The 24520-nt window shown below is 66.8% G+C and carries 18 protein-coding genes and 1 pseudogene; 8 read left to right on the top strand and 11 right to left on the bottom strand.

The features are described from left to right. The first annotated feature begins 3 nt into the window (after positions 1-3). Entirely contained in the window at positions 4-3471 is a 3468-nt protein-coding gene (gene mfd, locus ACK4E3_RS01230) for a transcription-repair coupling factor (RefSeq protein WP_409695167.1), read from the top strand. A 9-nt stretch (positions 3472-3480) separates the two neighbouring features. Here the strand turns inward: mfd and ACK4E3_RS01225 are convergent, their stop codons facing one another. Continuing rightward, on the bottom strand, positions 3481-4812 hold the full coding sequence (locus ACK4E3_RS01225; protein WP_409695164.1) for a diguanylate cyclase domain-containing protein: 1332 nt from the start codon (positions 4810-4812) through the stop codon (positions 3481-3483). Between the two features lie 166 nt (positions 4813-4978). Between ACK4E3_RS01225 and ACK4E3_RS01220 the strand changes: the two genes are divergently transcribed. Further along, a complete protein-coding gene (locus ACK4E3_RS01220; RefSeq protein WP_409695161.1) occupies positions 4979-5926 on the top strand; it encodes a YihY/virulence factor BrkB family protein in 948 nt (315 codons plus the stop codon). Here the strand turns inward: ACK4E3_RS01220 and ACK4E3_RS01215 are convergent. Both ACK4E3_RS01215 and ACK4E3_RS01210 read right to left on the bottom strand, forming a co-directional pair. Beyond that, positions 5827-6066 (bottom strand): sulfurtransferase TusA family protein, encoded by a 240-nt coding sequence (locus tag ACK4E3_RS01215; RefSeq protein WP_409695159.1) that lies wholly within the window; start codon positions 6064-6066, stop codon positions 5827-5829. The genes ACK4E3_RS01220 and ACK4E3_RS01215 overlap by 100 nt on opposite strands. Beyond that, positions 6066-6596: a CinA family protein gene (locus ACK4E3_RS01210; protein WP_409695156.1), complete on the bottom strand. Its 531-nt coding sequence runs from the start codon at positions 6594-6596 to the stop codon at positions 6066-6068. The genes ACK4E3_RS01215 and ACK4E3_RS01210 overlap by 1 nt, the downstream gene beginning before the upstream one ends. Before the next feature lie 100 nt (positions 6597-6696). Between ACK4E3_RS01210 and ACK4E3_RS01205 the strand changes: the two genes are divergently transcribed. Then, on the top strand, positions 6697-9009 hold the full coding sequence (locus ACK4E3_RS01205; protein ID WP_409695153.1) for a fused MFS/spermidine synthase: 2313 nt from the start codon (positions 6697-6699) through the stop codon (positions 9007-9009). 8 nt (positions 9010-9017) lie between these two features. Here ACK4E3_RS01205 and ACK4E3_RS01200 read toward each other — a convergent pair whose 3' ends face one another. After that, a complete protein-coding gene (locus ACK4E3_RS01200) occupies positions 9018-10154 on the bottom strand; it encodes a bifunctional 2-C-methyl-D-erythritol 4-phosphate cytidylyltransferase/2-C-methyl-D-erythritol 2,4-cyclodiphosphate synthase (RefSeq protein WP_409695150.1) in 1137 nt (378 codons plus the stop codon). A 102-nt stretch (positions 10155-10256) separates the two neighbouring features. On the opposite strand from ACK4E3_RS01200, the gene dusB reads away from it, so the two are divergent. Genes dusB through ACK4E3_RS01180 form a run of 4 tightly spaced genes read left to right on the top strand, consistent with a single transcriptional unit; the run spans position 10257 to position 15950 of the window. Further along, positions 10257-11285, top strand: a complete 1029-nt coding sequence (dusB, locus tag ACK4E3_RS01195; RefSeq protein WP_409695147.1) for a tRNA dihydrouridine synthase DusB — start codon at positions 10257-10259, stop codon at positions 11283-11285. Positions 11286-11334: 49 nt separating this feature from the next. Further along, positions 11335-13662, top strand: coding sequence for an ATP-binding protein (locus ACK4E3_RS01190; RefSeq protein WP_409695144.1), 2328 nt, complete (start codon positions 11335-11337; stop codon positions 13660-13662). A 6-nt stretch (positions 13663-13668) separates the two neighbouring features. Beyond that, complete coding sequence (locus tag ACK4E3_RS01185; RefSeq protein WP_409695140.1) at positions 13669-15090, top strand: sigma-54-dependent transcriptional regulator; 1422 nt, start codon at positions 13669-13671, stop codon at positions 15088-15090. Then, complete coding sequence (locus tag ACK4E3_RS01180) at positions 15087-15950, top strand: D-amino-acid transaminase (RefSeq protein ID WP_409695137.1); 864 nt, start codon at positions 15087-15089, stop codon at positions 15948-15950. Before ACK4E3_RS01185 ends, ACK4E3_RS01180 begins: the two co-directional genes overlap by 4 nt. A 22-nt stretch (positions 15951-15972) precedes the next feature. Here ACK4E3_RS01180 and topA read toward each other — a convergent pair whose 3' ends face one another. Beyond that, entirely contained in the window at positions 15973-18597 is a 2625-nt protein-coding gene (topA, locus tag ACK4E3_RS01175; protein ID WP_409695134.1) for a type I DNA topoisomerase, read from the bottom strand. A 147-nt stretch (positions 18598-18744) separates the two neighbouring features. On the opposite strand from topA, the gene ACK4E3_RS01170 reads away from it, so the two are divergent. After that, complete coding sequence (locus ACK4E3_RS01170) at positions 18745-18975, top strand: hypothetical protein (protein WP_409695131.1); 231 nt, start codon at positions 18745-18747, stop codon at positions 18973-18975. A 5-nt stretch (positions 18976-18980) separates the two neighbouring features. Here ACK4E3_RS01170 and dprA read toward each other — a convergent pair whose 3' ends face one another. The 6 genes and pseudogenes from dprA to ruvX all read right to left on the bottom strand — a co-directional run bounded on the left by dprA (position 18981) and on the right by ruvX (position 24447). Further along, complete coding sequence (gene dprA / locus ACK4E3_RS01165) at positions 18981-20081, bottom strand: DNA-processing protein DprA (RefSeq protein WP_409695128.1); 1101 nt, start codon at positions 20079-20081, stop codon at positions 18981-18983. After that, complete coding sequence (gene plsY, locus ACK4E3_RS01160; RefSeq protein ID WP_409700990.1) at positions 20078-20698, bottom strand: glycerol-3-phosphate 1-O-acyltransferase PlsY; 621 nt, start codon at positions 20696-20698, stop codon at positions 20078-20080. Before plsY ends, dprA begins: the two co-directional genes overlap by 4 nt. A gap of 22 nt (positions 20699-20720) precedes the next feature. After that, positions 20721-22007, bottom strand: coding sequence for a dihydroorotase (gene pyrC / locus ACK4E3_RS01155; RefSeq protein ID WP_409695124.1), 1287 nt, complete (start codon positions 22005-22007; stop codon positions 20721-20723). After that, a pseudogene (locus ACK4E3_RS01150) lies at positions 22004-22991 on the bottom strand (aspartate carbamoyltransferase catalytic subunit); the annotation flags it as partial. The gene pyrC and the pseudogene ACK4E3_RS01150, both read right to left, overlap by 4 nt. Before the next feature lie 40 nt (positions 22992-23031). Further along, complete coding sequence (locus ACK4E3_RS01145) at positions 23032-23952, bottom strand: AEC family transporter (protein WP_409695121.1); 921 nt, start codon at positions 23950-23952, stop codon at positions 23032-23034. A 6-nt stretch (positions 23953-23958) separates the two neighbouring features. Continuing rightward, positions 23959-24447: a Holliday junction resolvase RuvX gene (ruvX, locus tag ACK4E3_RS01140; protein ID WP_409700987.1), complete on the bottom strand. Its 489-nt coding sequence runs from the start codon at positions 24445-24447 to the stop codon at positions 23959-23961. Positions 24448-24520: the final 73 nt, after the last annotated feature.

The raw sequence follows: 24520 nt of genomic DNA, 5'->3' as shown, positions 1-24520 counted from the left end.
GTGATGCGCGCCACAAGCGCGGGCAGTGATGCGGCGACCTCCTATCCCCTGATCGCGGGTGCGCCTGAGGGACTGGACGCGCTTCTGATCGCGCGGCGTGCGCGTGCACGCGGCGGCATCAGCCTGATCGTCACACGCAACTTCGCCCGCGCCGAGGCGCTCAGCCGCGCCCTGGCCTTTTTTGCGCCGGATGTGGAGTGTCTGTCCTTTCCGGCCTGGGACGTGCAGCCCTATGACCGGCTCAGCCCCACCGCAGGCATTCTGGCCGCGCGCGTGGCAACCCTGGCCCGCCTGCTGAAAGAGCAGAGCCATCCCCTGATCGTGGTCACCACTGTGGCGGGCGCGCAGCAGGTGACCTTGCCTCGCGAGGTGGCGCGCGGCGCAGGCTTCTCCATCAAGGTCGGCGAAGATCTCGATCTTGCCCGTCTGGAGGCCTACGTCAGTGCCAATGGCTATGTGCGTGCCTCGACCGTCTCTGATCGCGGCGAATATGCGCGCCGTGGCGGGGTGATCGATGTCTTTCCGCCCTCCAGCGAGCAGCCCGTGCGGCTCGACCTGTTCGGCGATACGCTGGAGAGCGTTCGCACCTTCGATCCGGCCACCCAGCGATCGACAGGATCGCAGGATGGCGTGAGCTTCCTGCCCAGCTCTGAAGTGCTGCTGAGTGCCGAGACCATCTCGAACTTTCGCCGCGGCTATCTGGCCAGGTTCGGCGCTGCGGGAGACGATCCGCTCTATGTCACGGTCAGCGAGGGCGCGCGCCGTCAGGGTATGGAGCACTGGCTGCCTCTGTTCTATCCCGCCACCGAAACCCTGTTCGACTATCTGCCCGAGGGCAGTAGCATCTATATCGACCATCAGGGCGAGCAGGCGCGCAAGGAGCGCCATGCCCTCATTCTCGATGCCTATCAGGCGCGCAAGGAGGCGAGCCCGGTCAAGGGCAGCACAGGCCACCGGGTTCTGGAACCGGATGCGCTCTATCTCGATGACGCCCGCTGGCATGAAGCCCTGATCGCCCATCAGGTCCACCAGCTTTCGCCTTTTGCGCCCTCGGGCGAGGGTGAGGATGCAGGCGGGCGGATTGGCTACAGCTTTGCCGGTGAGCGCGCCCAGGACAGCGTGAACCTGTTCGAGGCCGTGGCCGCCCACGCGAAGGGCCATCAGGAGGCCGGGCGCAAGGTTCTGTTCGCGTCATTCTCTGAAGGGGCGTCAGAGCGGCTGGGCCTCATGCTCACCGATCATGGCCTGTCTCCCGTGGTCCAGGTCAGGGATGGCGCGGACCTTGATGCGGCCAATCCCGGCCTGTTCCTGCGCGGCGTTCTTCCCCTCGATCAGGGCTTTGTCACCGACGATCTGGCGGTCATCTCCGAGACCGACATCCTCGGCGAGCGACTGGCGAGGCCCACCCGGCGCAAGCGGGCCACCAACTTCATCGCCGAGGCCTCATCGCTTACCACCGGCGATCTGGTGGTGCACCTTGAGCATGGCATCGGCCGCTATGACGGGCTGAAAACCCTGTCTGTGCAGGATGCGCCCCACGACTGTCTCGAGCTGGCCTATCACGGCGGGGCGAAGCTCTATCTGCCAGTCGAGAACATCGACCTTCTCACGCGCTATGGAGGCTCGGAGGACGAGACCCAGCTCGATCGGCTCGGCGGCGCTGCATGGCAGTCGCGCAAGGCTCGCGCCAAGGAGCGGCTGCGCGAGATGGCCGAGGGGCTGATCGCTCTGGCCGCCAAACGTGCCCTGCGCCGCAGCGAGGTCATCGACCCGCCCTCTGGCGTGTTCGACGAGTTCTGCGCGCGCTTCCCTTACGACGAGACCGACGATCAGCTCAACGCGATTTCCGATGTCCTTGAGGACCTGACGCGCGGCGTGCCCATGGATCGCCTGATCTGTGGCGACGTGGGTTTCGGCAAGACTGAGGTGGCCCTGCGTGCCGCCTTTGTGGTGGCCATGTCCGGCAAGCAGGTCGCGGTCGTCTGCCCGACAACCTTGCTGGCGCGTCAGCATTTCCGCACCTTCGAGGAGCGCTTCCGGGGCTGGCCCGTCAAGGTGCGCCACCTCTCCCGCCTGGTCAGCGCGAAGGATGCCGCAGAAACCCGCGCAGGCCTCAAGGACGGCAGCATCGAGATCGTGGTCGGCACCCACGCAGTCCTGTCCGAGCAGGTCGGCTTTGCCGATCTGGGCATGGTCATCGTCGACGAGGAGCAGCACTTCGGTGTCAAGCACAAGGAGCGCCTCAAGGCCCTGCGTGCGGACGTCCATATGCTGACCCTGACGGCCACGCCCATTCCACGCACCTTGCAGATGGCCCTGTCGGGCCTGCGCGAGATGTCGCTGATTGCCACGCCGCCGGTCGACCGCATGGCCGTGCGCACCTATGTCACGCCGTGGGATCCGGTGCTGGTGCGCGAGGCGCTGCTGCGCGAGAAGTTCCGGGGCGGGCAGACCTATTTCGTCGTGCCGCGCATCTCGGACCTGCCGGACATCGAGAAGTTCATGCGCGAGCAGGTGCCCGAGGTGAAGTTCGTCGTCGGCCACGGCCAGATGGCACCCACCCGCCTCGAGGAGGTCATGACCGCCTTCTACGAGGGGCAGTATGACGTGCTGGTCTCGACCACCATCGTGGAGTCCGGCCTCGACATCCCGGCCGCCAACACCCTGATCGTGCACCGCGCCGATATGTTCGGCCTCGCCCAGCTCTATCAGATCCGCGGACGGGTCGGGCGCTCCAAGGTGCGGGCCTTTGCCTATCTGACCACGCCGAACGACCGGAGCATGAGCCTGTCATCCGAGCGGCGCTTGCAGGTCCTGCAATCGCTCGACAGTCTGGGCGCGGGGTTCCAGCTGGCCAGTCACGATCTGGACATTCGCGGCGGGGGCAATCTGCTGGGCGACGAGCAGTCCGGGCACATCCGCGAGGTTGGCGTCGAGCTGTATCAGCAGATGCTGGAGGATGCGGTCAATTCCTTGCGCGAGCAGGGTGATGACGTCGTGGACCGCGGCTGGTCGCCCCAGATCAATGTCGGGGCCTCGGTGCTGATCCCCGAGGCCTATGTGCCCGACCTCAACGTCCGAATGTCGCTCTATCGCAGGCTATCGGAAGCGGAAGCGGCGACCGATCGCGAGGGCTTGGCCGCAGAGCTGATCGACCGTTTCGGCCCCCTGCCGGACGAGGTGCAGCAGCTCATCCGCATCCTGGGCGTCAAGGCCCTGTGCCGGGAGGCCAATGTGGCGCGCATTGATGTGGGGCCCAAGGGCGCGGTCGTGGCGTTCCGCGAGGATCGCTTTGCCAACCCTGCAGGTCTGGTGGGCCTGATCCAGCGTGCGCCTGCCGCCTGGAAGATCAGGCCCGATCAGAAGGTCGTCGTCATGGGCGACTGGCCCGGCAGCGCCGACCGGCTTCAGGCGGCAGAGCGCATCATGACCGCCCTCGCGGGCGTGGCGCGCAAGGGCAGCGCCGCGTGAACGGGCCTGCTAGGCTTCGGCGGCGGCTGTGGGGGCGGCGAGCGTTGCAGCGGCGCGCTCCAGAAGCTCGCTGGCGCTTTCGCCGGGGCGGATCTCAGCGACGCCCGTCACCAGCTCGACCACGAACGGGGGCTTGTCCTCGCCTGCATCGAAGGCCGTGCAGCCGATGACCGCAGCGATGCGCTCGGCAGCAAGGCGCGCGGCGCCCTCGCGCGTGGCGGGCAGGGCGAGGGCGAACACTTCCTCGGACAGACGTGCGGCCGTGTCCTCGCTGCGGACCAGGCGCGAGATCATGGCACCGATCTGGGGCATGGCACGGCCCAGCCAGCCGCCCCTGCGGGCGCTGGCCACCTCGGGGCTGTCGCTGACCTTGAGCACGGCGACCGACAAGGTGCGCCCCCGCTCGCGCGCACTGCGTGTCAGGCTGGAGAGATGGGCGGCGAAGAGCGGCAGGGTGAAAAGCCCCGTTGTCTTGTCCATCAGGCCCGAACCGCGCGCCTGATCGAGGGCGCGCCGCGTCGCCTGCTGGCGTCGATAGCTGCGTGCCAGGGTCATGATCCGCGCGGCGGTCTCGGCCTCTGACGTCTCGACCGTGGCCACGTCGCTGATGCCGCGGTTGTAGATTTCCGACAGATTGAGGTCTTCGGGACGCCTCAGATAAAGCACCGAGGGAATGTGATAGAGGCGCGTGTTGCGCTTCATGCCCGTCGCGATGGACAGGGCCTGTGTGTGGTCGCTGGCGCCCCACAGGACCACGGCGTCGAAGGCGCTTTCGTGCAGATAGTCGAATGCGGTGTAAGGGGTCAGGGCCGCCACCGTCACGGCACCCAGATCGTTCAGCGCATTGGACAGGGCCAGAAAGCGCCGGTCCGCCGCGCCCACGGCCAGCACCCGGATGGGCGCGGTGTCGCTGTGGGGATCGGCCAGGCTGGCACCATGCTCGGCAAAGGTGGCCCTTCGCACCAGCAGTTCTTCCTCGGTGACGGCGGCACGCACAAGCTGCTCGAGACGCAGGGCCAGCTGGGCCGGATGGGGCATGCCTGCCATGCACAGGTCCAGAACATGAATGCCCGCCGCAGCGCCCTCGCCGGCGTTGAAGCCCACCATGGCGAGCCTGCGCGCGCCCGCTGCTTCACGCACGGCGTCGGTGGCCTCGATCAGCGATGCGTCGGAAAGATCGAGCACGACCGCCTCGATGTTCATGTCCGACAGGGCGGCAATGGCGGCATCGACGCTGTAGGCCGTGAGCGTGCGCCAGCCCAGCGCGTCGAGGCCCGACGAAAGCGGTCCTGCCGCCTCGTCAGAAGACGCAATCAGAAGAACGCGGGCGATGGAAACCACGCTGACAACCTTTACGCGCTCGGCCTGCGCGCCCCCAGATCAGCCCCGAACCGGAGCCGAGCGGACCATAAACACTGTTGCCAGAGTCGCCAACGTCCGCGTAGGCAAAGCCCACAGATCGACTGGGGAAAGACGCCTTGGGGTGTCCGATCCGACGGAGTGCCTTGTGAAATCACGTCTGCGGCAGGCTCTGCCCTACATGATCCGCTTCCTGCGCCTGATGGGGCGCTCGTTCCGGCGCGTATGGGGGCGTGATGTGATGCTCTACACCGGCGGGGTGTCGTTCTTTGCCCTGCTGGCGATCTTTCCCGCTATCGCCCTGCTGATCGGGGCGCTCAAGGTGGTGCTGAGCACGGGCCAGATCACCGAGCAGGCCGCAGCGCTGGCCGATCTGGTGCCGGTGATGGCGCGCGACATCTTCGAGAACGAGGTGCGGCGGCTGTCCGAAGCCTCGGCGCGCACCGTTTCTGCCCAGAGCGCCGTCGCGCTGGTCATCGGTGCCTATGCCGCCCATCGCGGCTTCAAGGCGCTGCTGGCCGGTCTGAATCTCATCCATGGCGAGGACGAGGGCTCTCACAGCTTTCTGAAGTTCAACCTGCTGGCCCTGATCGTGGCCGTGGTGGCGTTTCTGCTGTTCACGGTGATTTCGGGCATGGTGGTGGTCTCGCGCGTGCTGGAGCGGTCCATGCCGACCAACGGCGTCGATGGTATCGCCAGCCTGACCGAATGGCTGTGGGCTGCGGGAGGGCTGACGCTGGGGCTTTGCGGGCTTTATCGCTATGCCATGTCCCACGAAGGCCGCGTGGCGTGGGGGCCGGCCGTCACCGGGGCGGTGACTGCTACGCTTCTGTCACTGGTCGCATCATGGCTGTGCGCGATCTACGTGGAGCAGGTAGTGGAGCTGGGTGCCACCTACGGCTCGGTCGGTGCCATAGTGGTGATGCTGATCTGGCTGTCGTGGAATGTGAACGCGGTGTTCTTCGGCGGCGCCCTGGCCACCGAGCTGGAGCTGTCTCACCGCAAGCGCCCGGTCAATATGATGCGAAAGCTGAGGTCGCCGTTCTCGGCCGTCTCGACACTGGCCAGATCGGCAGGCAGGTCGCTGAGAAAATGAGGAACGTCGATCCGCGCCATCGGGTCGGAAGCGTGCAGGATCAGGATATCACCGGGCTCAGCCTCCTGCATGGCACGGCGCAACCTCAGGGTCGGCACGGGGCACCGATGCCCGCGCGCATCAATGGTGATCTCGGCCATCAGGGCAGCCCCGCCGTGCCGTCGCCCCGTTCCATCATCCTGAGCATCAGGCCGAGCGCCGTCACCACCGAGGCGCGGCGCACCCCCTCACGGTCCAGCCCGGCAAAGACGTGATGCTCATGCACGCTGGCCTCGCCCCGGCGCGCGCAGGCAAAGTGGACGAGGCCCACGGGCTTGCCCGGCGTGGCACCTCCCGGTCCCGCAATGCCCGTGATCGACACCGCCAGATCCGCTCTCTCGATGCGGCTCAGCGCGCCTTCGGCCATGGCGAGCGCCACTGCCTTCGATACGGCGCCATGGGTGTGGATCAACCCGGACGGAACACCGGCCAGAGCGGTCTTTGCCTCGTTGGAATAGGTGACAAGTCCGCATTCGAGCACGTCTGACGAGCCGGCAATGTCCGTGAGCGCGGCGCTCACGAGACCGCCGGTGCAGCTCTCGACGGTGACGATCCGCAGCGAAAGCGCCCTGGCCCTGTCCGTCACCTTGGCGGCCAGTCGCGAGACGTCTTCGGAATTGAATGCGTTCATGGGCGATCCCTAGCCCATTGCGGGAGCGCGGCAAAGTCGGCACTACAGCCGCATAAGGCTGTTTGCGAGCTTGGGCCGAACGGGGCCGACAGGGGATGACATGACCGATACGGTGGACGCGAACGAGGCGCCGCGCGCGCGCGGTTTCGATCTGAGGAAACTCGACCCGCGCCGGATCGGATTCGCGTCTGCCCTGTTCGCGGTGACCATCTTCACCAGTGCGCTTCTGGTGTTCGTGGTTCAGCCCATGGTGACCAAGCTGACCGTGCCGCTGCTGGGCGGGTCGCCATCGGTGTGGAACACCTCGATGGTGTTCTTCCAGGTCGCGCTGCTGGTCGGCTATGCCTATGCGCACCTGCTTCAGCGTATCCGCTCCATGCGCGGGCAGATGATGGTGCACATCGCCCTGCTGGCCGTGGCGGCCCTGTTCCTGCCTCTGCGCCTTTCAGGACTGATCGGCGATCCAGACACCAGCCAGCCGATCCTGTGGCTGATGGCGATCCTGCTGCTGTCTGTGGGGCTGCCTTTCGCGGTGCTGTCGGCGACCGCGCCGCTGGTTCAGGCCTGGTTTGCGCGCGCACGGGCAGGGGAGGCAGATGGTGCCAATCCCTATGTGCTCTATGCGGCCAGCAATCTTGGCAGCTTCCTTGCCCTGATCTCCTATCCGCTGCTGGTCGAGCCGCTCGCCACCCTGACCCAGCAGCGTATCGGCTGGAGCATCGGCTACGGGCTGTTCGCCGCCCTGATCGTGGCCCTGCTGGTGGTGACGTGGCGCAAGGAGCGGGCCGCAGCGCCCACGCCGCTACTGGAGCGAAGCGCGCCGATCGCGTGGCGCGAGCGTCTGATCTGGGTCGCGCTGGCGGCCATTCCGTCCAGCCTGATGCTGGGCGTGACGGCCCACCTGTCCACCGATGTCGCCTCGGTGCCGTTTCTTTGGGTGCTGCCGCTGGCCCTCTATCTGCTGACCTTTGTCATCGCGTTCCAGAGCCGCGCGCTCATTCCGTACTGGCTCACCCTGACGATCCAGGCGGCGCTGGCGGCGGCGACGACGGCCCTGATGCCGTTCCGCACGGGCGAGTGGCTGGTCATCTTCGCCATGCACATCGCCACCTTCTTCTTCACCGCCCTGATGTGCCACCAGCATCTGGCCGCGCGCAGGCCACCTGCGGACCGGCTGACCGAGTTCTATCTTTGGCTGTCCGTCGGCGGTGCGGTCGGCGGGGCCTTTACCGCTCTTCTGGCGCCCTCGCTGTTCGAGGTGGTCCTGGAATATCCGCTGGTGCTTGTGCTGGCGGCGCTGGTGAGGCCGTGGGGGCGGGGCCGGTTCACGCCAGCCCAGTGGGCCTTGCTGGGCGGGGTGGTGATGGTGGTGCTCATCCCGCCCGTCCTGATGTGGCTTATGCGCAATAATTCCGATGTTCTGGCGATGTTTACAGCCGACACCTACAACACCATTACACGCATCGTGCTGGGGGTGGCCGCTGTCACCGCCTTCATGCTGAGAGAGCGGGCGCTGCTGTTCCTGGCCGCTCTGGCCATGATTTCGGTCTCGGCGCACCGCGCCATGGATCGTCAGGAGTATGTGTTCACCGAGCGCAGCTTCTTTGGCGTGGTGCGGGTGGCGCGCTTCTATGATGCCCAGATCGGGGGCTGGTCGCACATGATGATGCACGGCACGACCCTGCACGGTGCCCAGTCGCTGGCCGAGGAGTTCCGCTGCGCGCCGACGCTTTACTACGCGCCCCAGACCCCGATGGGCGAGGCCGCGCGCCTGATGTACGAGCGCTCGGAAAGCATCAGCTTCGGCATCGTCGGTCAGGGCACGGGGGCCATGGCGGCCTACAAGCGCTTTGGCGACACCATGACCTTCTACGAGATCGATCCCATGGTGGACCGTATCTCTCGCGACCCGGACTATTTCAGCTTCATCACCGGCTGTGCCGACGGCCCGGTCAACACGGTGATCGGCGACGCGCGCGTGACCTTGCGCAACGAGCCCGACGGCCTGCATGACCTGCTGGTCATCGATGCCTTCTCGTCCGACGCGATCCCGACACACCTGCTGACGGTCGAGGCCATCCGCGAGTATCTGCGCGTGGTGAAGCCGGATGGCGTGGTGCTGTTGCACCTGTCCAACCGCAATATCGAGCTGGCGGTGCCGACGGTGAACGCCGCGCGCGCGCTCGGCGCCCATGACCTGCACCGCATCTACATTCGTAGCAGCGAGACGGGCGAGTTGCAGGAGGCCTCATCGGAGGTGGTCATCATCTCGGCCACGCCCGAGGGGCTCGAACCCTTCAGGGAATCCGGCGCATGGCGGACCGTGGCCGATATCGACGTGCGGCCCTGGACGGATGACTATGTCGATCTGGTCGGCGCCATCCGCCGCAACATCGAGTACACGCGCCGCTAGGGTTCAGGTCAGGCGGGCAGGGTGATCGTCGCGATGGCCTGGGCGAACAGGCCCTCGCCGCGTCCCGTGAAGCCCATGCCCTCCATGGTGGTCGCCTTGACGCTGACGCGCGCGAGGTCGAGGCCAAGCAGTTCGCTCAGACGCTGGCGCATGGCGGCGCGGTGCGGCTTTATGCGAGGCTGCTCGCATACCAAGGTGACATCAACATTGACCAGTGCGCCGCCGCGTGCCCGCAGGCGCTCCAGTGCATGGACCAGGAATTGATCCGACGCTGCGCCCTTCCACCTGGGATCGGTCGGCGGGAAGTGGTCGCCGATGTCACCATCGCCCAGAGCGCCCAGTATGGCATCGGTCAGGGCGTGCAGGCCGGCATCGGCATCCGAATGCCCGATCAGGCTCTGGTGGTGGTCGATCTCCACCCCGCACAGCCAGACGCTCTCGCCCGGCCCCCAGCGATGGGCGTCGAGGCCCTGGCCGGTGAGGGTTATGCGCGGAACCAGGGCTTCGGCCATGGCCAGGTCCTCCTGATGGGTGAGCTTGAGCAGGCGCGCGCTGCCGGGAACCAGAGCGACCGCGTGGCCCGCGTCCTCCATCACCCGCACCTCGTCGCTCGGATCATCGCCGCTCCATGCTGCGAGAGCAGTCATCAGGGCGTGACGATGAAAGCCCTGCGGGGTCTGGGCGCGCCAGAGCTGATCGCGGGGCACGGTCTCGATCACCCGGCCATCGGCGGCGCGTTTGATCGTGTCTGTCAGGGGGAGGGCGGGCAGCGCCGCGGGCGCTGCCTCCAGTGCCCCCAGCACCGCCTCAATCACCGGGGCATCTAGCAAGGGCCGGGCTGCATCGTGAATGAGCACGAGATCGGGCGCATCCGCCCCCAGCGCCGCCAGACCGCTTCGCACCGAGTCGTGGCGGCTCGGGCCACCTGCAACGACGCGATAGCCCTCCAGCCCTTGCAGCGCGGTCTGACAGGTCTCTTCCTGTCCAGGCGCGACCACCACCAGCAGCGGCGCGGCACCTGCGCGCAGCAGCGCTTCCGCCGACCAGCGCAGCACGGGCTTTCCGGCCAGCGAGACGAACTGCTTGGACATGCCGAAGCGGGTGCCCTGACCGGCCGCGACCAGAACGGCGCAAAAGGCGCTCATGACGGGTTCCTCATGGGCTGCTCATTGCCTCAAACCCGGGGGGCTCACAATGCGTCGTTGCGGATTTTGACCCAAGGGCGCCTTGTCGTGCATTAGGGGATCATGAGCGTGCCCACACTCGAACCCGCGATGAAGATCGGCGATGTCACTGTGCCCGGACGGGTGCTGATGGCGCCCATGACCGGCGTGACGGACCTTCCGTTCCGCCAGATCGCCAGCGCGCTGGGCGCGCCCTATGTCGCGACCGAGATGGTGGCCAGCGATGCCTTTGCCAGAGGCCGGCCCGATGTGGTGCGCCGCGCCGCCGTGGGCGAGGGGCTGCCCCTTACCGTGATCCAGCTTGTCGGGCGCGATCCGACCGCCATGGCCGAGGGCGCGCGGCTGGCCGAAGCGGCGGGAGCGGACATCATCGATCTCAACTTCGGCTGTCCGGCCAAGGAGGTCACGGGCGTGCTGTCGGGTTCGGCCCTGATGCGCGATCTGGAGCTTTCCTCCCGCATCATCGGCTCTGTCGCGGACGCCGTGCGTTGTCCTGTCACCGTCAAGATGCGACTTGGCTGGGATCGTGCCAGCATGAATGCGCCTGAGCTGGCGGCGAGGGCCGAGGCGCTGGGGGCCATGGCCATCAGCGTGCACGGGCGCACGCGATGTGACTTCTATAACGGGCAGGCGGACTGGAGCGCGGTGGCCGCGGTGCGCTCGGCCATCAGAATCCCTCTCATTGTCAACGGCGACATCACCGACCCCGAAAGCGCGAGGGCGGCGCTGGCGCAATCCGGTGCTGATGCCGTGATGCTGGGGCGCGGCGTCTATGGGCAGCCCTGGCTGGCCGCAACCCTCAATGCCGACCTGACCGGAGGGGTGCACACACTGCGCGGCCCGGATGCGGTGGGGCGTTTTCAGATCGTGATGGATCATCTCTCCCGATCCATCTGCTTTTACGGTGAAAAGCACGGCATCCGAATGTTCAGAAAGCACCTGGGCTGGTATGTGCTCAACGCTCCATGGCCAGGGGATGCAAGCGTGAGGCGCGAGGCCAAGGCGCGGCTTTGCCGACTGGAGAGCCCCGCCGAGATCGAGGCGGCGCTCACGCGATTGTGGCTGGGCGAGAGCACACAAATTGCCGCTTGAGCGCAACATGACTGTTGAAAATTGAACACAGTCGCGGCATAGCCGGATCATGTCCGATACGGCAGATCAGCAGGATCGTCGGCGTTTCCAAGGCCTTCTGCCATCGCGGTGGGCCGACCCGAGCCGCCAGCGTCTGCTGTTTGGTGGTGCTTACGCCGTGGCGGCTTCGGTCGTGGCGATGGCCATCTGGCTGCTGGCTGCGGCACCCGGTGCCGGGGCGGGTGACGGAGCCGTGGATGTCGCCAGCCGCGCCGTGCTCTATGTGCTGCTGGCCAACCTGATCCTGATCGGTCTTCTGGTGTTCGCCATGGGCACTCGCGTGCTGCATCTGGTTCGTCACAAGACCGACGATCCGGCCTCGCGCCTGCACCTGCGCTTCGTCACGCTCTTTTCCATTGTCGCTGTGGTTCCTGCCGTGCTGGTGGCGCTGGTGTTCGGCGTGCTGGTCAATCGCGGCGTCGAGGAGTGGTTCAGCCGCAATGTGCGCGCGGCGGTCGAGAACGGTGCCGACATCGGCCGCATCTATGTGCGCGATGTCAGTCTGCAACTTGAGGCCGACATGTCCTCCATCGCCGAGGAGCTGAGCGGAGAGGTGCGCGCGACCTTTCCTCGCCGCATCGAGTTCAACGGCTATCTTGCGGGAATCGCAGAATATGTTGGCTATCCGGCGCTCTACATCCTGGATGCTGAGGGTCAGGTTCTGGCCAGCGGCGAGATTCCCGGCGCGCCGCCCTATCTGGCCCCGCCCGCAGAGGCCCTGGCCATCGCTGCCCAGGGCGAGGATGCGCCCGTCCAGGTGACCGAGAACCCGGATGTGGTGCGCGCGCTCTATCCCCTTCCGGCCTATGGCGACGCCTATCTCTACGGGATCAGGCCGCTCCAGCCCGGCATGATTGCACGCCTCGCCAGCGGACTTGAGGCCATCGAGGCCTATCGCGAGGCCGAAGAGAGCCGTGCGCGTATCCAGGCGGCCTTTGCGGTCAGCTATCTGGAGACGGCCCTGCTGGTCCTGGTCGGCGCCATGTGGCTGGGGATGGCGGCGGCGGGCACCATCACCGCACCGATCGCGCGCCTGGTTCAGGCGGCCGACAAGGTGGCCAGCGGCGATCTGACAGCGCGGCTGGATCCTGATCGAGACCCCGCTGAAATTGCTGTCTTGTCTCGTGCTTTCAACCGGATGACGACCGATCTTCAGCAACAGCAGGAAGCATTGCGCGCTGCCGGCGAGGAAGCCCGTGCGCGAAGTCAGTTTACGGAATCCGTCCTTTCCGGTGTCAGCGCAGGTGTCATCGGCCTCGATACAGAGGGGCGGGTCAAGGCGATCAACTCTCAGGCTGCGCACTTTCTTGGCGTGGACGAGAGCGAGGCCCTCGGCGCGCCGGTCGAAAGGATCGCGCCGGAGTTCGATGTTCTGATCCAGAACCTTCAGGAGACCGCAGAGACCGAGATCGACCTGACGCGCGATGGCGAGACGCGCCGCCTTCAGGTCAGGGCTGATGCGGGCATGGGCGGCGAAACGGTGCTGACCTTCGATGACATTACCCGCCTGATCGCGGCTCAGCGCAACGCCGCGTGGAAGGACGTGGCGCGGCGCATCGCCCACGAGATCAAGAACCCGCTTACGCCCATCCAGCTCTCTGCCGAGCGCCTGCGCCGCAAGTATCGCGATCAGGTGGGACAGGACGTCGAGACCTTCGACCGCTGCACCGACACCATCATCCGTCAGGTCAACGACATCGGGCGGATGGTGGACGAGTTCTCGTCATTTGCCCGGATGCCCGCTCCGCGCTTTGCTCCCGAGAATGCGGCCGAACTGCTGCGCGAGGCAGTCTTCGCCCAGCGTGTCGCCGCCCCCGACATTCCGGTGCATCTGGGCGACGACCTGCCTGCCGTGAGCATGGTCTGCGACGGGCGCATGGTCGCCCAGGCGCTGCTCAACATTCTCAAGAACGCGGGCGAGGCCGTTGCGGCCGTGCGTCCGGCCTCGGGCGGTCCCCTGCTGGCCATTCACGCCGAGATGAGCCTCGATGGCGATCACCTGTTCTACATCATCGAGGATGACGGCCCCGGCCTGCCCGAGAGGGACCGCGACCGGCTGATCGAGCCCTATGTGACCACGCGCGAGAAGGGTACGGGCCTTGGTCTGGCCATCGTTCGCCGCATCCTCGAGGACCACGGCGGCGAGCTGCAACTGGCCGATGCCCAGACCCTTTCCGGCGCGCGCATCTGTCTGAAGTTCCCCCTGCGCCAGAGCGCGTCTTCGGCACCGACCTTGCAGGACGAGGCCACAGTGCGCCCGGCGTCCGACGGCGGGACGGCCCAGAAGCCTGCGCGAGCCGCCCCGACGAAGCGTTCCAAGTCCACGACGAAAGCCTAGGTAATCATGCGAAACCCTGCTGGAACCGACATTCTTGTGGTCGATGACGAGGCCGACATCCGCGAGCTGGTGGCGGGTATCCTTGAGGACGAAGGCCACAGCGTGCGCATGGCCTCTGACTCTGATGCCGCGCTGGCAGCCATCCGCGCGCGCAAACCGTCCCTCGTCGTGCTCGACATCTGGATGCAGGGCGGCGGGCTCGACGGGCTGGAGCTGCTGGATGTGGTCAAACAGCTGGACCCCGACCTTCCCGTGGTGATGATCTCGGGGCACGGCACCATCGAGACGGCTGTGAGCGCGTTGAAGAAGGGTGCCTACGATTTCCTCGAAAAGCCCTTCAAGTCTGACCGCCTGATCGTCGTGGTCGAGCGTGCGCTGGAGGCTGCGGCCCTCAAGCGCGAGAACCGGCGCCTGCGGGCCCGCGCCTTCGTGCCGGATGGTCTGGTCGGTCGATCGGCGGCGGCGCAGGCGCTGCGCAGCATGATCGCCAAGGTGGCTCCGACCAACAGCCGGGTGCTGATTTCGGGCGCGCCGGGCTCGGGCAAGGAGCTGGTGGCGCGCATGATCCACGAGGGCAGCTCGCGCGCCCGGGCCGAATTCGTGGCGATCTCGGCGGCAGGCATGACGCCCGAGCGCCTCGATGTGGAGCTGTTCGGAGAGGAGGGCGCAGACGGCCGCCCGGCTGTGATCGGCGTGTTCGAGCGCGCCCACAACGGCACGCTCTATCTCGACGACGTGGTCGATATGCCCCGCGAGAGCCAGAGCCGAATCCTGCGCGTGCTGGTCGAACAGCGCTTTCGCCGCGTCGGCGGCGATCAGGACGTGCAGGTGGACGTGCGCGTGATCTCCTCGACTTCGCGCGACCTGCGCGCCGAGATTGCCGAGGGCCGGTTCCGCGAGGATCTGTTCCACCGGCTCAATGTCGTGCCGATCCGGGTGCCGCCACTGTCGGAGCGGCGCGAGGACATCGGCAGCCTGATCGAATTCTTCATCGAGTCCCTGTGCGAGAGCCAGGGCCTGCCGCGTCGGCGCATCGGCGAGGATGCCCTGGCTGTGCTTCAGGTTCAGGAGTGGCCGGGCAACATCCGCCAGCTTCGCAACAACGTCGAGCGCCTGCTCATCATGAGTTCGGGCGAGCCCGGCGACGTGATCACGGCGGATATGCTGCCCCAGGAGACGGCCCAGACCAGCTCGGCGGGCTCGCTGGGTGCCGAACGCATCATCGGCCTGCCGCTGCGTGAAGCGCGCGAGGTGTTCGAGCGGGAGTATCTGAACGCCCAGATCATGCGCTTTGGCGGCAACATCTCGCGCACGGCGGCTTTCATTGGCATGGAGCGCTCGGCCCTGCACAGAAAGCTCAAGTCCCTCGACATCGCGCCGGTGCGCGGCGGCAGCGGCGAGGCGGACGGGGACGAGAGCGAGGCATGAGCCGCATCGCCTATGTCAACGGCACCTATCGGCCCCATGGCGAGGCCAGTGTGCACATCGAGGACCGCGGCTTTCAGTTCGCCGATGGCGTCTATGAGGTCTGGGGCGTGTTCGATGGCCGACTGGCCGATTTCGATGGCCACATGACGCGCCTCGAGCGCAGCCTCACCGAACTGGCCATGGCCCTGCCCATGAGCCGGGCGGCCCTGACGCTGGTGCTGAAGGAAACCGTGCGTCGCAACAAGGTCCGCGATGGTCTGGTCTATATCCAGGTGACGCGCGGCACGGCGCGGCGCGATCATGTCTTTCCAGCCCCCGGCACGCCGCCTTCGGTCGTTGTCACGGCGCGTTCGGTCGATCGGCGCGCCCAGCTGGCCCGCGCGCAAAAGGGTGTTGCCGTCATTACCCGGCCCGATATTCGCTGGGGCCGATGCGACATCAAGACCGTCGGTCTCCTGCCCAATGTGCTGGCCAAGCAGGCGGCGCGCGAGGCCGGTGCGGCGGAGGCGTGGCTGGTCGACAGTGATGGCCTCGTCACCGAGGGCGGCTCGACCAATGCGTGGATCGTGGACGAGCACGGCGTGCTGAGGACGCGCGACACCGGGGCCAACATACTGCGGGGCATCACGCGCGCGGCCGTCATGGCGCTGGCACCAGAACATCAGATCCGCATCGAGGAGCGGGCGTTCAGCGTGGATGAGGCACGGCGCGCGCGCGAGGCGTTCTTCACCGCAGCCTCGGCCTTTGTCACGCCCGTGATCAGCATCGACGGGCAAAGGGTCGGGGATGGGAAGCCAGGGCCTGTGACGCGGGCTCTGGCCGAGGCCTATCTGGCGAATGCCAGCGCAAGCGCGATCTAAAGACCTTCAGATAAAGGCCAGATCAGTCGGGTTTTTTTGCTCGTGGATTCGATGCGGTCTTGGCCTTGCTCGACTTGCCAGAGGCTGCCTTTTTCGCAGCGGCCTTCTTTGCTGCCGGCTTCTTCGCGGGTGCCTTGGCCTTGGTCGGAGATTTGCCCGCCTTGGCCTTGATCAGCTCGAGCGCCTGTTCCAGCGTCACACTGTCCGGCTCCTGTCCCTTGGGCAAGGTGGCGTTGACCTTGCCCGCCTTGACGTAGGGACCATAGCGCCCGGCCAGCACCTGAATGGCCTCACCGGATTCGGGATGAACGCCCAGTTCCTTCAGCGGAGCCGTGCCGCCGCCGCCGCGCCGCGCCCGCTTTTCGGCGATCAGCGAGACGGCGCGATTGATGCCGACCTCGAACACCTCGTCGATGCTCTCCAGATTGGCATAGGTTCCCCCGTGAGCGATGAACGGCCCATATCGGCCAAGGCCCGCCGTGATCAACTTGCCGTCCTCGGGGTGGGTGCCCACCTCGCGCGGCAGGGACAGCAGGCGCAACGCCCGCTCCAGCGTGATGGATTCGGGCGACCATCCCTTGGGCAGGGAGGAGCGGCGCGGCTTGTCGGCATCGGGCGGCGTTACTTCGACGTAGGGGCCGAAGCGCCCGATCTTGAGGCTGACCAGCTGGCCGCTCACCGGGTCCGTTCCCAGTTCGCGATCACCGCTGGCGGCGGCCTGACCACTGCCGTCGACGGGTGCGCCAACGGGGCGCGTGAAGCGACACTCGGGATAGTTGGAACAGCCGATGAAGGCACCGAAGCGGCTGGTCTTGAGGCTGAGCCGCCCGCTGTCGCACGATGGGCAGGCACGCGGATCGGTGCCGTCCTGCCGCGGCGGGAAGATGTGCGGGCCCAGCGCTTCGTTCAGATGGTCCAGAATCTCGGCGGTTCGCAGCTCACCCGCCTTCTGGGTGGCCTCGTGGAAATCGGACCAGAAGTCGCGCAGCAGGATTTTCCAGTCCAGATCGCCTGCCGAAACTTCGTCCAGTCGTGTTTCGAGGGCTGCGGTGAAGTCATATTCGACCCAGCGGGTGAAGAATTGCTCCAGAAAGGCCGTGACCAGTCGGCCCTTGTCCTCGGCGATGAAGCGGTTCTTGTCCATGCGGACATATTCGCGATCGCGCAGGGTGGTCAGGATCGAGGCATAGGTCGAAGGGCGCCCGATGCCCAGCTCCTCCAGCTTCTTGACCAGAGTGGCTTCGCTGTAGCGCGGCGGCGGCTCGGTGAAGTGCTGGCTGGTCTCGACTCGGTTCACGCTGGCGTGCGCGCCTTCGCTGACGGCGGGCAGGCGACCGCCCTCGTCATCGTCATCGCCCCCGCTGTTGCGGTCGTCGCGCCCTTCCTCATAGACGCCGAGAAAACCGTCGAACACGACGACCTGGCCGGTGGCGCGCAGGCCCGTCTGCGCGTCGGCGCTCTCGATTTCGATGGTGGTGCGATCCAGACGCGCGTTCTCCATCTGGCTGGCCAGGGTGCGCTTCCAGATCAGTTCGTAGAGGCGCTGAAGATCGCCATCGAGGCGCAAGGAGTCGGGGTGACGCCCGATCTGGGTGGGGCGGATGGCCTCGTGCGCCTCCTGGGCGTTCTTGGCCTTGCTTCGATAGTGGCGCGGCTCGGCAGGCACATAGGCCTGACCGAAGCGCTGGCCGATCACGGCCCGGATCTCGCCGATTGCCTCGGGCGCGATCTGGACGCCATCGGTTCGCATATAGGTGATCAGGCCGCCGCTGTCGTCCACGCCCTCATAAAGCTTCTGGGCCGCCTGCATGGTGCGGCTGGCCGAGAAGCCGAGCTTGCGCGACGCCTCCTGTTGCAGAGTCGAGGTGGTGAAGGGCGGGGCGGGCGAGCGGCGCACCGGCTTTTTCTCCACCGAAGTGATGGACAGTCTACCCGCCTCGATGGCTGAACGCGCCGCGCTGGCATCTGCTTCGGATTTCAGGTCGAGCCGGCCGATCTTGCGCCCGTCCAGTTTTACCAGCCTCGCCTCGAAGGGCGGGCTGTCGGCGGCGACCTCGGCGAGCACGCTCCAGTATTCCTCGGCGCGGAACCGCTCGATCTCGTTCTCACGGTCCACGACCAGCCGCAGGGCGACCGATTGCACACGCCCGGCCGAGCGCGCTCCAGGCAGCTTGCGCCACAGCACCGGCGACAGGGTGAAGCCCACCAGATAATCCAGCGCCCGGCGCGCCAGATAGGCCTCGACCAGCTCCATGTCGATCTGGCGCGGGCTGCGCATGGCCTCGGTGACCGCATCGCGTGTGATGGCGTTGAAGGTGACACGCTCGACCTGCTGATCCTTGAGCACGCGCTTGCGCCGCAAAACCTCCAACACGTGCCACGAGATGGCCTCGCCCTCGCGATCCGGGTCGGTGGCGAGGATCAGGCGGCTGGACGACTTTACCGCATCGGCGATCTCGGAGAGGCGCTTTGAGGCCTTGGGATCGACATCCCATTCCATCGCAAAGTCTTCATCGGGACGAACCGAGCCCTCCTTGGAGGGCAGGTCGCGCACGTGGCCGTAGGAGGCGAGAACGCGATAGTCCGGGCCGAGATACTTGTTGATGGTTTTGGCCTTGGCCGGGCTCTCGACGATGACGACGTTCATGAAAAGTCCGCTTCGATATGGGCGCGCGAAGGTGGTGGGTCGCGCGCCGACTGTCAATCTAACTTGCGAAGCCCAGTGGAATGTACGGTTGCCACCACACGTTTAACGGGTATTATCCATGTCATCTGTACAGGAAGGGGAGCAGATATGGGACGTCGCGCCGCCATGGATGTCACCTTTGAAGCGGGCCAGCCCCCGCGTGCAGGCGCCTCGCAGGTAGGCCACGATCCGTTTCCGATGCGCGAGTATATCGGGGCCATGGCCGCAGAACTGGCTGCCATGGCGCGCCACGAAGGGGACGAGCCGCTGGCGCGCGTGCTTGAACAGGCTGTGGGCATCGCCGAGCGCGCGCCATCTTCGGATCGCTCCGGGCGCTGATTTCATCAGGCGCGGCTGACCAGACCGCCGGGCAGAAGCGCGGCGCGGCCGGCCAGCGTCATTTCCAGCAGGGCAGCGCTGATCAGGGCAACGTCCACGTGCAGGGCGCGGGCCAGCTCGTCGCGCGGGGTCGGAACGGGCGAGAGCAGCGCGTCGATGCGCGCGATCAGGCTCTCATCGACCTCGTCCACGCTCGTCGGCGTGTGTGACCACTCTGGGCGGGGTGGCTCAAAGAGGCTGCGCGGGCCGTTGAGCACCCGCAGCACATCGTCTGGCTCCTCGCACAGGTGCGCGCCCTGGCGGATCAGGTCGTTGGTGCCGCGCGCGCGCGGATCGAGCGGCGAGCCCGGTACGGCGAACACCTCGCGTCCCTGCTCCGCAGCCAGGCGTGCCGTGATGAGCGAGCCCGAGCGCATCTCGGCTTCGACCACGACAACGCCGAGGCTGAGCCCCGAGATGATGCGATTGCGCCGCGGAAAGTCCCTGGCCTGGGCGCGGGTACCCGGTGGGCTTTCGGACATGATGGCACCGCGCTGGACAATCTCGCCATAGAGCGCCTCATGAGCAGAAGGGTAGATGTCGTCAATGCCGCCGCCGAGAACGGCCACCGTGCCGCTGGCCAATGCACCGGTGTGTGCCGCGCCATCGATGCCCAGCGCCATACCCGAGACGATCACATGTCCGGCCTCGCCCAGCCGGGTGGCCAGGCCCCGCGCGATACGCTGACCGCCCACAGAGGCCGTGCGTGCGCCCACGATGGCAATGGGCTCGCGGGTCAGCAGGGTCGCATCGCCCATAACCCAGAGAACGGGAGGCGGCGGATCAAGTGCCGCGAGGCGCGCGGGCCATGTCTCGTCTCCGAGCACCAGCAGTCTGGCACCGAGAGCCTCGCCGCGCTCAATCTCGGCGGAAATGTCGCTAAGGCTGGCGGGATCGAGCGCGCGACCGCTGCGACGGGATAGGGCGGGCAGGGCCTCAACAGCGGCCTCGGCCGAGCCATAGCGGCGCAGAAGCTCGGCGAAGGTGACCGGTCCGATGCGGCTGGTGCGCGCAAGGCGCAGTCGGGCGCGGCGCTCGTCCTCGCTGAGAGCGCCGCTCAGGGTCATGCGCGCCCGGCGCCGATGCGTGGCTCTGTTCCCCGGCGCAGGCGCGTGATGTTCTCTCGGTGACGCAGGATGACCAGCAGGCCCATCACCACGAACAGGGCGATCACCGATGAGCTGCCGCCCAGCGCAAAGGCATAGAGCGGTGCCAGCGAGACCGCCAGCAGGGCCGCCAGCGAGGAGATGCGCATCAGAAGGGCCGTCAGAATCCAGGTGACGGCTGCCAGTGCGCCCACGGGCCACGCCACCGCCAGGGCCACGCCGAAGAAGGTCGCTACCCCCTTGCCGCCCCTGAAACCCAGCCAGACCGGAAAGATGTGGCCTACAAACGCCGCGCCGCCTGCGAGCACCGGCAGCACGTCGTCGCTGCCAAGCCTGCTGGCCAGCAGCACGCACACCGCACCCTTGGCCGCATCGAGCACCAGCGTGGCCAGGGCCAGGCCCTTGCGTCCTGTGCGCAGGACATTGGTGGCACCAATGTTGCCCGATCCGATCTTGCGCACATCGCCCGCCCCGCCCAGCGCAGTGATGATGAGCCCGAAGGGTATGGCACCGATCAGATAACTGACCAGCACGACGGCGGCGGCCATAAGGGACGGGTTCTGTGTCAGGCTCTCTATCAAACTGGCCCCCCGGCCATTGCTAGCTCAGATCATCGTGAACGATTCGCCCGCCCACCAGCGTCATGCTCACCCTACCTTGCAGCAGCCTGCCGTCGAAAGGAGAGTTTCTGGAGCGCGAGATGAGCTGGCCGGCATCTATGCTGCGCGGGGCACCGGGATCGAACAGCAACAGGTCGGCAGGCGCCCCCTCTGTGACCGATCCGCGCTCCAGCCCCAGCAGGGCAGCGGGTCCGCAGGTCAGGGGACGCAGCACCTCGATCAGTTCAAGGCCATGCTCGTGGTGCAGGCCGAGCGCGGCGGGCAGCAGGGTTTCCAAACCAACGGCACCGGGCTGGGCATCGGCGAAGGGCAGGCGCTTGTCCTCGGCGGGCGCAGGGCTGTGGGCACTGGTGATCACGTCGATTTCGCCGTCGCGTACGGCCTCGATCAGGGCCAGCCGGTCGGCCTCGGGCCGCAGCGGCGGATCGAGACGATAGAAGGTGCGATAGTCGCCGATGTCGATCTCGTTGAAGCAAAGATGATTGATCGAGACCGAGGCCGAGACCTCGAGGCCGCGTTTGCGAGCCCGGCGCAGGGTCTGAAGTGCCTCGGCCGTCGAGAGCATATCAACGAGAAAGCGCGCGCCGGTCAGCTCGACGAGGGCCAGGTCGCGCTCCAGCCCTATGCGCTCGGCGATGGCGGGCACGGCAGCAAGGCCGAGCCGTGCGGCCAGCTCGCCTTCCGTCGCCACGGCGCCCTCGCACAGCCAGGCATCGACCGGCCGATGGGCGATCAGGGCGTTGAAGGCACCGGCATAGGCCATCACGCGGCGCAGGGTCCGGCTGTCGGCGATCACCCGGTCGCAATCGGTGAAGTAAAGCGCGCCAGCCTCGTGCATCAGGCCGATCTCGGCCATGCGTCTGCCGTCATGGCCGCGCGTGGCGGCGCCTGCCACCTCGACGCGAACAAGGTCGTGCGAGGCCCCGCGCCTGCGGATGAAGTCCACCATGGCCGGATCGTCCACGGTGGGGTCGGTGTCCGGCTGGACCACGATGGTGGTGACGCCTCCTGCCGCTGCCGCGCGCGCGGCGCTGAGAAGGGTTTCCTTCTGCTCGTTGCCAGGCTCTCCGGTCTTGACGCGGATGTCGATCAGACCGGGCGCGAGGCACAGCCCGTGCGCCTCAATGACCCGTGCAGCACCCGAAGCATCGAGCCCGCCTTCACCGATGGCCGCGATCACGCCGCCTTCGATACGCACATCGGCGGGGCCGTCGAAGTCGCGGGCGGGGTCGATCAGGCGCGCGCCGCGAATGACGATGTCGCTCATCGGTCGGCCTCCTGACGTGCGGCCAGGCTGGCCAGCACCGCCATGCGTGCGGCCACGCCCATCTCGACCTGATCCTGGATCAGCGAGATTTCGGGATCGTCGGCGATGACCGAGTCGATCTCGACACCGCGGTTCATCGGGCCGGGGTGCATGACGCGAACGCCCGCGCGGGCCAGAGAGAGCTTGTCGGCGTCGAGGCCGTAGAAGCGGAAATATTCGCGCGTGGACGGCACATAGGCACCTTCCATGCGCTCAAGCTGAAGCCGCAGCATCATGACCACATCGCATCCGGCCAGCCCTTCCTTCATGTCGTGATGGACCTCGCAGCCCCAGCGGTCCGCATCCGCGGGCACCAGGGTGGGCGGGCCTACCAGGCGAACGCGCGCGCCCATCATCGACAAAAGCGCCACGTTCGACCGTGCCACGCGGCTGTGCATCACATCCCCGCAGATCGCGACGCACAGCCCGCCGACATCGCCAAACGCCCTGCGCAGCGACAGCAGGTCCAGCAGGGCCTGCGTGGGATGCTCGTGGCGGCCGTCTCCGGCATTGATCACCGAGCAGCCGACCTTTTGCGACAGCAGGCTCGCCGCACCTGACGAGCCGTGGCGAACCACCAGCATGTCGGGCTTCATGGCATTGAGCGTGACGGCCGTGTCGATCAGGGTCTCGCCCTTGGTCACCGAGGAGGTGCGCGCGCTCATGTTCACGACATCCGCACCGAGGCGCTTGCCCGCCAGCTCGAACGAGCTTTGGGTGCGGGTCGAGTTCTCGAAGAACAGATTGACCAGGGTGCGGCCCTTGAGCAGGTCGAGCTTCTTGTGATCCTGACGATTCAGCTCGACGAAGGCCTCGGCCAGATCGAGCAGGGCGAGCACGGACGGCGGGTCGAGGTCGCCTGCGCTGATGAAGTGATCGTGCGGAAAGGCGATCTGCCGGGAACGGATCAGATCGGTCACGACGTCGAGCTGGGTCATAAGCTGCTTGCTATACGCATCCGCCCGTCGATGGAAAAGGGGCATGATCAGCTGTAGCCGAAGGCTATCAGCAACAGCGGAATGGTCACGGCGCTGGCGATGGTCGTGGCCGCCACGATTCCCGACATCAGCGAGGCATCGCCGCCCATGTGCCTTGCCAGCACATAGGAGGCCGCAGCGCCCGGCGCGGCTCCGCACAGCAAGGTTACGCCCCGTGCCAGCGCGTCACCGCCGAACGCCCCTGCCAGCCACCACATCAGAACGGGCAGGACGATCAGCTTGAAGGCGCTCACCAGGGCGATGGTGACGGGCCGGTCGATCGAGGCGCGGAAGCTGAGACCCACCCCGGCCAGAATCAGGCCCAGTGCCAGGGCGCCCGCACCCAGAAGCTGGATGGGTGCAACGATCAGCTCCAGGCGCGGCACACCCATGAGATTGAGCGCAATGCCAATGGCGCAGGCCCACAGGATCGGATTGACCCAGAGCGCGCGCAGCACCATGCGCAGTGATGTGCCCTGACCCTCGCCCCAGCGCGAGAGCACCAGCACGCAGGCGACATTGATGACGGGGATCAGCGCGCCCACGGCCACGGCAGCCAGCGCCAGACCCTCCTGCCCGAACACCGCGGCGGCGACGGGCAGGAACACGAAGCTGTTCCAGCGAATCACGCCCTGAAAGACGCTGGTGAAGGCGGGGCCGGGCAGGGGGATCAGCGGCCTCATGGCCACGGTGACAATGCTGACCAGCACCGCAGCGCTGGTCGTGGCGAGCCCTACGGCCCCTGCAGAGAGTCCCGAGAACTCCGCGCTCCAGATCGTCGGGATCAGAAAGCCCGGATAGAATACGAAATAGGTCAGCCGCTCGACCGGACGCCATTGCTCTGGCCCGAGAAAGCCTGACTTCTTCAGGCCCCAGCCCAGCGCGATCAGGGCAAAGACCGGAAAGACGCCAAGCAGGACCGCGTGCATGGCCGCTCAGCCCTCGTGAGCGGGCGCGGGTGCATCCTTGATGCGATCCAGCGCACCTTGAAGGATCCATGCGGCCGCCGTCCGGTCCACCACGCCTGCGCGGCGTTTGCGGGTCAGGTCCATCTCGTCGATCAGGAAACGCTCTACCGCCGAAGTCGAGAGCCGTTCATCCCAGAAGGCCACGGGCGTCTCGCGCAGCCGGTCCAGATTGCGGGCAAAGGCGCGCACGGACTGGGCGCGCGGACCTTCGGTGCCGTCCATGTTGACGGGCAGGCCGATGACGAGCGCGCTGGCTCGCCGCTGGTCCATCAGGCGGAAAAGGGTTTCAGCGTCAGGCGTGAACTTGACCTTGCGGATCAGTTCCAGCGGGGAGGCGATGGTGCGCGTGGCGTCGGACGCAGCGACCCCGATGGTCTTTTCGCCGAGATCCAGTCCCAGCCACGGCGTGCCGGGCGGGCTGAGGCGTTCCATTTCGAAAAGGTCGAGCACGGGCACGGCCTTGCGGTAAGACTGGTCAGAGGGCTTGTCAAAGGCCAAGATGGCAGCGGTTTGGCGAAGGAGGGCTGTC

The organism is Brevundimonas sp. (assembly GCF_046299595.1).
GTDB lineage: Bacteria > Pseudomonadota > Alphaproteobacteria > Caulobacterales > Caulobacteraceae > Brevundimonas.
Note: the sequence above shows the minus strand (reverse complement) of the source record. Positions and strands in the feature narration are given on the sequence as shown.